At 71.1% G+C, this 10,818-nt stretch carries 7 protein-coding genes and 2 pseudogenes; all 9 read left to right on the plus strand.

What is annotated here, in order from left to right:
* Positions 1 to 598 (plus strand): annotated as a pseudogene (locus ABZ371_RS22310) (type VII secretion integral membrane protein EccD); the annotation flags it as partial.
* A gap of 45 nt (positions 599 to 643) precedes the next feature.
* Complete coding sequence (gene eccB / locus ABZ371_RS22315; RefSeq protein ID WP_358682480.1) at positions 644 to 2,236, plus strand: type VII secretion protein EccB; 1,593 nt, start codon at positions 644 to 646, stop codon at positions 2,234 to 2,236.
* Positions 2,237 to 2,686: 450 nt separating this feature from the next.
* Positions 2,687 to 3,022, plus strand: a complete 336-nt coding sequence (locus tag ABZ371_RS22320) for a hypothetical protein (protein ID WP_358682483.1) — start codon at positions 2,687 to 2,689, stop codon at positions 3,020 to 3,022.
* Positions 3,023 to 3,107: 85 nt separating this feature from the next.
* Entirely contained in the window at positions 3,108 to 3,416 is a 309-nt protein-coding gene (locus ABZ371_RS22325; RefSeq protein ID WP_358682486.1) for a WXG100 family type VII secretion target, read from the plus strand.
* Positions 3,417 to 3,550: 134 nt separating this feature from the next.
* On the plus strand, positions 3,551 to 4,015 hold the full coding sequence (locus ABZ371_RS22330) for a type VII secretion system-associated protein (RefSeq protein WP_358682489.1): 465 nt from the start codon (positions 3,551 to 3,553) through the stop codon (positions 4,013 to 4,015).
* A gap of 124 nt (positions 4,016 to 4,139) precedes the next feature.
* Entirely contained in the window at positions 4,140 to 7,922 is a 3,783-nt protein-coding gene (locus ABZ371_RS22335) for an AAWKG family protein (protein ID WP_358682492.1), read from the plus strand.
* Between the two features lie 182 nt (positions 7,923 to 8,104).
* Positions 8,105 to 8,560, plus strand: coding sequence for a YbaB/EbfC family nucleoid-associated protein (locus ABZ371_RS22340; RefSeq protein WP_358682494.1), 456 nt, complete (start codon positions 8,105 to 8,107; stop codon positions 8,558 to 8,560).
* A 2-nt stretch (positions 8,561 to 8,562) separates the two neighbouring features.
* Entirely contained in the window at positions 8,563 to 8,934 is a 372-nt protein-coding gene (locus ABZ371_RS22345; protein WP_358682497.1) for a hypothetical protein, read from the plus strand.
* Positions 8,935 to 9,042: 108 nt separating this feature from the next.
* A pseudogene (locus tag ABZ371_RS22350) lies at positions 9,043 to 10,818 on the plus strand (hypothetical protein); the annotation flags it as partial.

Consider the following 10,818-nt stretch of genomic DNA (forward strand, 5'->3'; position numbering starts at 1 on the left):
GGTGGCGACCGTGGTCGCCCTCGCCGCGGGAGCCGTGGCACCGTTCGCCTTCAAGCTGGCCGGCATGCGGATGCCCGCGCTGCCGTCCACCGCCGGCCAGCTCCAGGAGGGCATCGACCCCTACGCGGGCGACGAGGTCGCGGCCCGCACCGAACTGGCCGGACGCTGGGTCACCGCGCTCTTCGCCGCCACCGGCACGGTCGCCGCCGCAGCCCTGGCCGTCCTGGCCTGGAACCCGGACCTGCCCGAGGTGCTGACCGGTCTCTCACTGAGCCTCCTGCTCCTCCTCCACTGCCGTGGCCTGGTCCACATCGGGCAACGGCTGACGCTGACGCTGCCCGGCATCTGCGGACTGCTGCTGATGGCCAGGGCCTGGGCGGTGGACAGTGACGCGGACGGCCGCGTCGTCGTCTTCGGGGTGCTGCTCGCCGTGGCCGCAGGTCTGGTGACGGCGTCCTGGACGGTGCCCGGCCGCCGGCTGCTGCCGTACTGGGGCCGCGCGGCGGAGCTTGCGCACACCGCCCTCGCCGTCGCGCTGCTGCCGCTCACCCTGTGGGTGGCGGGCCTCTTCGGCTGGCTGCGCGGCCTGTTCGGCTGAGCACACCCGTACGCCGTCACACGGACGATGAGTTGAGGAGAGGCTGTGCAGTCCAAGCGCGACCAGGTACAGGCCCACGGTTTCATGATGGGCAGGCTCAGCTCGGGCCTGCTGACCGCCGACCCGGACGCCCCGGAGAGCCCGCTCGGACGCACCACCCGGGGCGTGGTCTTCGGCGTACTGGTGACCGTCCTGATCGGCGCGGGCGCCACCGTGTACGGCCTGCTGCGCCCCGGCGGCAACGACGGCTGGCGTGAGGACCGCCACCTGGTGGTCAACCGTGACACCGGCGCCCGCTACCTGTGGACCGGCACCGACGGCGTGCTGCACCCGGTGCGCAACTACGCCTCGGCGCGGCTGATCGGCGGCTCCGACCTGGCGACCGTGGACGTCGCCACCGCCTCGCTGCAGGACGTCCCCGTGGGCGCCCCGGCCGGTATACCCGGCGCACCTGACGCCCTGCCCGGGCCCGGCCGGCTCGACGACGCCCCGTGGCACATGTGCGTCACCGGGCCCGGCGGTGCGGCTCCCAGCACGTCCGGTGCCGCCGCGGGCGCCGGCGTGGAGAAGCCGGGTGCCACCACCCTCGTCGCCGGGGCGCCCCTGGAATCCCGCGGGGTCGGCGCCGGCCGTGGAGTGCTCGTGCGCGGCCCGGACCGCACCGAGTACCTGGTGTGGCGGGGCAGCAGGCTGCCGCTGGACGACGACTCCGACGCCCGCAACGCCCTCGGCTACGGCTCCGAGCAGCCCATGCCGGTGTCGGCGGCCTTCCTCGACGCCCTGGCTCCCGGGCCCGCGCTGGCGCCGCCCGAGGTGCCGGGGCGCGGCGGTGAGGGCCCGGTGCTCGGCGGTGAACCCAGCCGCGTCGGCCAGCTGTTCACGGTCAGCGTGCCCGGCGGGGGCAGTACGTACCACCTGCTGCGGAAGGACGGGCTGGTACCGCTGACCCGGCTCGGGGCCGCGCTGGTGCTGGGTGACCCGGCCACGCAGAAGGACGCCTACGAGGGGCGGTCGCCCGAGGCGCGCGCGGTCGGCGCGGACGCGCTGCGCGAGCACAGGGCGACGGACCCGGGCCCGGCCGCGTCCGCAGAACTGCCGGACACGCCCCCGGCCCCGCAGCCGGTGCCGCGCGGCACCTCGCTCTGCGCGCAGGTGGACGGCGACAGCGGCGGCGCCCGGATCAAGTCGGTGCTGGTACCGCTGGCCGAACTGGCCCCGGTCGCCGTGTCGGAGGGGACCGCCCAGCCGCTGCGGGCAGCCTGTGTGCGAACGGATGCCACGGTGGTGCGGCCCGGGCACGGAGCCCTGGTCCGCGCGCTGCACGCGAGTGGTGCGGCGCACGCGGGCACCACCTACTTCGTGGCGGAGAACGGTGTGAAGTACCGAATTCCGGCCAAGGACTCCCTGGCGGCGCTCGGCTATGCGGACGGGGACATCGGCTCGGTGCCCGCACCCCTGCTGGCGGCCCTGCCGACCGGCGCCGACCTGGACCCGGCTGCCGCCTCCGGCACCTCGGATCCCCAGGTCACAGCTCCGCGCTGCGGGGCTGGCACACGGCCGGGGCAGGCAGCCGAGGAGGGCGAGGCGCAAGGCGCGGCCACGGCGCGAGCCGCCGGCACGACCCGCATCACGTCCTGAGGCGCCCAGGCACCCGTACGCCGCAGAAGAGGAAAAGCGGGGGGCGGTCGCGTTTCCGCCCGTACCCCCGGCCCGGGGGCGATGCGGCGTGCGACCGGCACGAGGGGAAAGCTCAGAATCAGCTCAAATTTCTTCACCGGTCGCATCGGCCCGAAGACCGGTGGGAGCGCCCGTTCGGCGGAGAACGGGCCCTTGCGGCAACCGTTTCGCAATTTTGCCCGCCCGTTTCCCGACCGCTTCGCACCGTACGCCGGAGAACCATCCCCGACGCCCCGTGCGACCGCGTTCATTTCGCGGAAACCTCCGCACAACTCGATTGCCACGTAAGGAATCCCGGTGAGCTGACACAACCTCAAATCTTCCCTGCAAACGTTGCGCCGGACACCGATTTCTCTTTAGCCTCGGCGGGCAACGGTGCGAGGAGACTCGCCTGAACGAAGGGAGCGTGACATGGCGGACAGCGCCGCGAGGAAAGCGGACTATGCCAAGGGCTTGGGAGGTGTCTCCTCCCTGGAGTCGGCCCGGGCCGCGGTCGAGAAGATCCAGAACAACGTCGCCGAGATAGCCGCGCGTTCGGGCGTCGGCGGCGACGAGGGCCAGGCCCTGCTGAAGCTCTTCCGCAGCTGGAACGGCGAGGCGCAGAAGGTCGTCGTCCAGATCAGCAAGATGGTCGATGCGCTCCAGGAGAACGTCACCTCGGCCAACCGCCTGGCCAAGGAGAACCAGGACCTGACCCAGGTGCTCGAGAGCAAGACCAGCCAGGGCGTCTTCGAAGCGCTGCGCTGACCCACCCCCGCGGCTCCGGCACCCTTCGGGGAGACCGGAACCGTGCTTCCCGGGCCTTGACGCCCGGCCCCCGAGAGGAGACGTCATGGCCGACGGCATCATCGATGTGCAGTACGCCACGGTCCGGAACGCTATTGAGGAGCTGAAGGGCCAGACCCAGCAGATCATCACCACCCTCAACAACCTGGAGGACGAGCTGAAGCCGCTCATCCTGTCCTGGGAGGGTGACGACCAGGAGATGTACCGCGGCGTCCAGGCGGAGTGGGACCAGGCCACCAAGAACATGGCCCTGCTCCTGGGCGACAGCGGCGAGCTGGTCCAGAGCATCCACGACAACCACTCGCGCGACGAGCGCCGGAGCGCCGACAACTGGGGCAACGTGCGGGCTCGCTGAGGCCGTCCGTCCGGATCGCGCGGGCCACGCGGCCCCGGCATGATCCGGACGGGAGCCCCTGGGGCCGGCCGGGGCGCCCCTTCGCCCGGCCGGCCCGTATCCCCGCCCGGCACCGAACGGCAGGAGGACGCCCCATGGCCGGTGAGAAGGCCGACGTCAAGCATTTCGACCTCAAGCAGATGGAGAACTTCCGCGACAACGAGGTGCAGCCCGTCTACACCGCGGCCAAGAAGCACCGCGAGGACGGTGACGGTTCCCATATCCGGCCGCTCGGGCACCTCGTGGACGGACACACCACGCCCGACAACCTCGCCCAGGGCCAGCAGTTGCTGCGCATCGGCAAGATGGCCACCGAGCCCCTGGTCTCGGGACCGAAGCTGATCGAGGGCATACGCACCGCGGCCGAGGCCCTCGACAAGCTGCTGGGCGATCAGATGGACCTCTTCAAGGAGCTGAAGGAGGCGCTCACCGACACGATCGAGGAGGCGAACAAGACCAAGGACAAGAACCTCGACGCCATCGACGCACAGACGTTGCTGCAGACCTTCGACGAGGTCGACACGCTCACCAGCGGGTCGACGGAGACCACCGGCACCTGACCGCCACCCCGCGTACCGGTGGCGCCCGCCGCCCGTCCGCGCCCGCGCAAGACCCCCGTCCGTACGCCCGTCAGGAACAGGCCGTGCGCCGACACGGACGACAACCGACCAGAAAGGGAGCCCGGTGCCCGATCGGTACGATCCCAACTCCGTCGCCAACCTGGACAAGTACGACAACGCCGGCGACTCGTCGACCGATACCTGGGCCACTCTGGTCACCCACATCACCGGTTATCCGGTGCCGGACCGGAAGACCGTCTTCGACACGCTCCGCTCCGACCACGGCGGCAAGCTCTTCCGGATGGACATCAAGGAGCGCAGCCTCGGCCTGCTCGTCAAGGACTCGGGTTTCCTGCAGAACAAGGGCGAGGACTACGACATCTGGTTCTTCGACAGCGGCAAGAAGCGCTCGATCATGCAGGCCCGGATCGTGTTCGAGGGGCGCGTGAAGGCCGGTGACGAACTCATCTGGGCGGCTCCGGGCTCCGACGACGTCCACAACGCGCAGGTCCGCGAAGGCAACGAGTTCACGGACTACAACAAGGACAAGATGAGCACCATCCCGCTCGCCCGGTACATGAACGGGCCGCGGGCGGCGCTCCTCGGGCTGCTGGGCGGCAGTACGCAGGACGCCAGGTTCAGCAACCTGGGTGTGGCCGGGGCCGACGCGGTGGACCTGAACAGCTTCAACACCACAGGCGAATCCTTCGACTTCGCGGCCAAGTTCTTCAGGGACCACGCGCTGGTGCTGAAGGACTGGGAAGACCGGTTCGCCCGGGACGACGCCAGCTGGAAGGGTGAGGCGGCGGAGGTCTTCCGCAGCCTGCTGAAGAAGATCCGCGAGAACTACGACAGTTACGTGGAGACCTTCGACTCGGCCGCCGGAACGGGCGACGAGACCGGCACCGGCAACACCGTGTACTCGCGCGCCCTGTCCCTGGGCCGCTCGTACCTGGTGGACTCCGCCGGCAAGCTGCTGGACGCGTGGCTGGCCTGGGCCAAATCCTCGTACTACGACCCGCACCGGGTGCTTCGCTACGTGCTGGACGACCTCGCCCAGTGGGTCGACGCGAACAACGTCGCCAAGACGGACATCACGTCCACCACCTACCGCTACACGACGAGTGTCCGTCACAGCCCGCAGGGCGGCTTCTCCCAGGTGCACCCGGAGTACGGCGACCTCACGGACATCGCCAACTGGGCGAAGGTCGGCGACAAGGCGGTCAAGATCTGGACCCAGGGCATCGACGAGTACCTGGGCAAGCCGGCCGCCCAGGTGCAGTCGGCCCTGAACAACCACTTCCTCGAGCTGGGCGCGGACTTCTCCGACAACGTGCCGAAGCCGAAGTCGACCGGTACGGCCTCGGACGAGTACCAGGAGAGGAAGCTCGAGGAGGAGAAGGAGGAGGTCAACCGGCAGAACGAGGAGAACCGCCGGTACCAGGACGAGCTGCGCGCCGAGCAGGAGCGCCAGCGCGAGGAGGACCGCCGCTACCAGGACGAGCTCCGGGAGGAGCAGAACCGGCAGCGCGACGAGGACCGCCGCTACCAGGACGAGCTCCGCGAGGAGCAGCGGCGGGAGCAGGAGGAGGCCAAGGGCCTCCAGGACGAGTTGCGGAACGAGCAGAACCAGCAGCGCGACGAGGACCGCCGCTACCAGGACGAACTGCGCGAGGAGCAGCGGCGGGAGCAGGAGGAGGCCAAGCGTGAGTCCGAGGAACAGCAGAAGGCCATGGAGGAGAGCCTCGGCGGCCTCAACGGTCCCGGCCAGGCCGACGAGCGGACCCTCGACGGCCTCGACGACCTGCTGAACCAGAACATCCCGGTCACCGAGAGCGTCGGAGACCTCGGCGACCTCAACGCCCGCAGCGGTACGGACGATGTGGGCAGCGCGATCACCGACGAGCTCGGCGGCCCCGGCGGCGACGATCGGTCCACGACCGTCCCGCCCCCGGTGGCCCAGAACCTCGGCAGCCTCGGCAACCTCAACAACGGCCCCGGCGGGACGAAGAACGCCACCGACGCGGCCAACGAGGCGATCACGCGGGAGCTCGGCAGCCCGGACGGCCTCAACAGCGGTGCCGGCGGCTCGCTCGAAACCCCGACCGGTGGGAGCACCCGGCTGGACGACGGTGCTCTGGCCACCGACTTCCCGGACGGCAGCAGCACCTCGTTCGATCCGGACAGTGGTGTGCTGACGACCACGCATCCGGACGGGAGTGTGACCACGCAGGATCTGGGTGACGGTGCGCGGGTGACGAACCCGGACGGGTCGGTGACCTCGCTCGGTGACGACGGGAAGCTGACGACCACGTTCCCGGACGGCACCAGGCAGGTCGTGGACCCCTCGACGGGCCAGGCGGTGTCCACCGCCCCGGACGGTACGACGACCACGGAGAACCTCGGCAGTCTCAGCGGCCTGAACGGGCCGAACGGCCTCGGCGACCTCGGTGACATCAACTCCGACCTGCCCACCACCTCGGTGGGCGACCTGGGTGACCTGGGGAACCTGGACGGGGACCGCCCCTCGCTCCGGACACCCACCGGGGGCAGTACCGAGCTCGGCGACGGTGCTCTGGCCACCGACTTCCCGGACGGCAGCAGCACCTCGTTCGATCCGGACAGTGGTGTGCTGACGACCACGCATCCGGACGGGAGTGTGACCACGCAGGATCTGGGTGACGGTGCGCGGGTGACGAACCCGGACGGGTCGGTGACCTCGCTCGGTGACGACGGGAAGCTGACGACCACGTTCCCGGACGGCACCAGGCAGGTCGTGGACCCCTCGACGGGCCAGGCGGTGTCCACCGCCCCGGACGGTACGACGACCACGGAGAACCTCGGCAGTCTCAGCGGCCTGAACGGGCCGAACGGCCTCGGCGACCTCGGTGACATCAACGGCATCGAGACCCCGACCGGCGGGCACACCGGGCTCGTCGGCGGCGACTTCACCACCACGCATCCGGACGGCAGCAAGGGCGTGTTCGATCCGGACACCGGGATGTTCACCAGTACCGGACCGGACGGCTCCAGCGTGGTGACCGATCTCACGCACGGCGCGAAGGTGACCAACCCCGACGGTTCCACCACCGTCCTGGACAACGGTCTGCTCGAGACCACCTTCCCGGACGGCAGCAAGCAGAGCATCGACCCGGAAACCGGTGTCGCCACCAGCACGGACCCCCGGGGCCGGACCGAGACCGTGGACCTCGGGGACCTCAACACGTCCGTGGGTCTGGGGAGTTCGGGCGTGCTGGACGGTCTCGACGGGCTCGGCGATCTGGGTGGCCCGGGCGGGCCGGTCGGGACCGGTGGCCTGGTGGGGACCGGCGGGGGAGACGCGCCCGGCGGCGGTGGCGCCACCAGCAGGGGCGTGCCGTTCTCCGAACTGGGCCTCGGAGGCGGCCAGGTGACGACGGGCGCCCTCGGCGGTGGTCTCCCGGGGGCCGGCTCGCTCTCCCCGGACGGTCTCGGCGCGACCGGGGTCGCCCCCCTCTCGGACGGTACGGCCGCGAACACGGGCAGCCCGCTCGCCCCGGCCTCCGGTGGTACACCCGGTGCCCCCGGGACGCCCGGCAGCCCCGGCATGCCGATGGGCGGCGGCATGGGCGGCATGGGTGGAGCGGGTGGCGAGAAGGGCAACGGCGAGCGCGTGCGCGCCGTGCTGGTCGACGCCGCCGAGGAGAGCGAGCGGCGCAACCGACGCCGGCGCAGCCCGTGGAACCGGCAGGAGGACACCGACACCTTCCTGGCCCCGGCGTCCCGGGTCACGACCACCGGCGGTGACTCCCCCGAGGAGGAGGCGGAGCCCGGCCGCAGGCCCACCACATCCGCCGACTACCTGGAGGAGGACGCGGACGTGTGGGGGACCGAGGAAGGCGGCACCCCGTCCGTCATCGGCCGGTGATCACTAGGCGGTTGCGGAGCGCCGCCCGGTGGAGGGGTGACCCGACCGACCCCGGTGGCCGGGGCGGAGTCTCCACCAGGCAAGATCGACACAGCAGTTGACGGAACCGTGCCACGGTCCGGACGCATCGTCCGGGGGCCGGGTGCGGGCGGGAACGACCGACGGAAGCGGAGGGGGCGAGCGTGACGGAACCGCTGGAGAAGCGCCTGGAGAAGGCCATGGCCGAACTGCAGGCGGCCCAGGAGGCGGTCGCGCGCACCGAACGCGAGCTGCGGAGCGCGTCGTTCGCGGCGGTCTCCTCCGACCGTGCGGTCCGTGCCACGGCGGGCCCGCAGGGTGAGCTGACCGGCATCGACTTTCTCGACAACAAGTACCGGGACATGTCCCCGCAGGAGCTGGCAGCCAGTGTCCTGGAGGCGGCGGGTGCGGCACGCCTGAAGATGAACCGGCACGTGATGAAGGCGATGGCGCCCTTCGCGGAGCCGAGCAGCGGCGTGCCGGAGCTCAAGGGCTTCGAGCTGGACTGGGAACGCATCTTCGGCCCCGAGGTGCTGCGCGAGGACGACGGGGACACGGCACGCGGCACCCAGGCCGCCCCCGCCTGGCGGGACGCTCTCGGCGACGAGGGAGAGGACTGACGATGGGACAGCGCTACTACGTCGACCCGCACCGCATCGAGGCCCTGGCGAAGCAGCTGGAGGAGATCGGCACCCTGACCAGGAGCATGACGGAGGAGTTCCTCGACGAGCTGGCGCCCACCGTGTCGTGGCCGGGTACGGAAGGCGAGTTCGCCGAGAAGGCCGGACCGCAGGAGCAGAAGGAACGCCAGACCACCAAGGACACCATGATGTCCATCCGGGACGCGCTGGTGGGCATCACCGACGCCACGGTCAGCCAGGTCCGGATGATGAAGGACACCCGCGACCGCAACATCGAGAACGTCGAGCAGGGCACCAACCGCATCGACACCGACGGAATCGACGGCAACCCGGGCGGGCATGGCCGCCGTTGACCTCCGCGCCGCAGGCCGTTCCCTGACCACACCGGGAGCGGCCGAGCCGCGTTGCCCCGGTGGGGCGGCCGCGACGCGCCGCCCGCGCGGGCTCCGGGGCGGCCCGCGATGAGCATCCGGGTATCGCCCGAGGTCAACGCGATGATCTTCATCCTCACCGGGGAGAAGCTCATGGACGCCGACGAGGACCTGGCTTACGAGAGCCGCCGGCCCTACTCGGGTCTGGGCCGCAAGCTGGAGAGGCTGTCCTCGCTCATCGACAAGTCGATCCACGACATCGGCGAGTCCATGCCGGACGACCTCGCCAAGTCGTACGGCAGGGCCATGGGCATGCTGGTCGACGACGGCGGCAAGAACTACCTGCGCGACTTCGCCGAGCAGCTCGACAAGATCGCCGAAGGCCGCCGCAAGACGTCCATGGACATCATGGAGTCCAAGTGGCAGGTCATCGCCGAGATCATCCGGCTCCTCATCGAGATCGCCATCTACCTGGCGATGTCGTTCTTCACCGGCGGGGCCTCGGCCAGTCAGATCATGCTCGCCAAGATGCGCAGCCGGTTCTTCATCCTGACCACGCTGAGCCACCTGTTGCAGCGGCTGCACCTGGCACCGTCCCTGACCGAGGCGTTCGCGGAGGCGTTCACCACCTTCGCCGTGCGGCTGGCGATGATGAACTTCGCCCCGGACGGCCGCCGCCCGGACGGCATCGACTGGGCCGACGTCGGCAAGGCCGGCGCCTTCGGTGCCGCCGCGGGCTTCCTCACCGGCATCTTCGACGACTTCGCGAGGAGGATCGTCAGGAGTTACGACAACGACTTCCTCAAGAACGGCCCGGACCTCGGCTTCAAGAACAACCCCGACCACAGGTACAGGCCGGAGGCCGACCTCACGGACAACGGCCCGAAGCCCCGGCCGAACCCCGACCGCGACACCCCCCACGACCGCCCGGAGCCGTCCCCGCACGCGGACGGCCCGTACCCCGGGAACAACCTCCCCGTCACCTTCCGGAACAACCCGCTCTCCTTCCGCAACAACCCTGAGCTGTGGCGCAACAACCAGCTCCTGCGCTTCAACGCCGACCGTCCGGGTGCGCTGGCCGGGCACTACGGGCTCAAGGGTGCGGCCGACTTCCTCGCCGCCGGCTCCGGCGAGGCACTCGCGGAGATCCTGATCAAGGGCGCCTTCGACGGCGACTGGTCCACCAGCTGGTCCACCTTCGTCGGCGCGGGCATCAGCAGCCAGGTCGAGGCCACGCTCAGCGACACCGCCGTGAACAGCGCCGCCGAACTGCGCCACGCCATCGACCGGCTGGGCGACCGGCCGCCCACCGTGTCCGGGGGCGACTCCGGCACACGCGAGCCCGACGGGCCCGCCCGTCCCGGCGACAGTCCCGCCGACCGCGCCGACGGCCCCTCGCGAACGGACAGCACAGGTGGGGACGGCCCGGCCCTCGCCCCGCCCCCGCCGGTCGTCCCGCAGACCACCGGGCAGGGCGACGCCCTCGGCACCGGGCCGCCTGCGCCCCACCTCGCGGAGAACCCGCCATCTCCCCACGTCGCCGGGAACCCGTCGCCGTACACGACGCAGGATCCGCCGCCCTACTCACCCGGCGCGCTGCCGGTGACCACAGCGGAGAACGAGCTGTGGCCGCTGGTCCACCACGGCTCCGCCGAGGTCCGCGAGCAGGCGCTGCGCGACCTGGCCGCGCTGCGCGGTGCCCACCCGCCCACCGGCGCCGAGATCGGTGTCCGCGACAGCCTGCACGGCAGTCTGTGGCAGCAGCCCGAATTCCGGGTGGTGGCCGCCGGGGCCGGCCCCGCCGCCCACGCGGACGCCGACCAGGTCCGCCGTGCCCTCCGTGGGTTCGGCACCCACGTCGCGATG

Origin of the sequence: Streptomyces sp. NPDC005899 (assembly GCF_040629645.1) — a bacterium.
In the GTDB taxonomy this organism is placed as follows: Bacteria; Actinomycetota; Actinomycetes; order Streptomycetales; family Streptomycetaceae; genus Streptomyces.

What these genes read in the sequence shown, in the direction of transcription:
- ABZ371_RS22320 (WP_358682483.1), top strand. Translation starts at nt 2,687, where the DNA reads ATGGCGGACAGCGCCGCGAGGAAAGCGGACTATGCCAAGGGCTTGGGA.
- ABZ371_RS22325 (WP_358682486.1), top strand. Translation starts at nt 3,108, where the DNA reads ATGGCCGACGGCATCATCGATGTGCAGTACGCCACGGTCCGGAACGCT.
- ABZ371_RS22330 (WP_358682489.1), top strand. Translation starts at nt 3,551, where the DNA reads ATGGCCGGTGAGAAGGCCGACGTCAAGCATTTCGACCTCAAGCAGATG.
- ABZ371_RS22345 (WP_358682497.1), top strand. Translation starts at nt 8,563, where the DNA reads ATGGGACAGCGCTACTACGTCGACCCGCACCGCATCGAGGCCCTGGCG.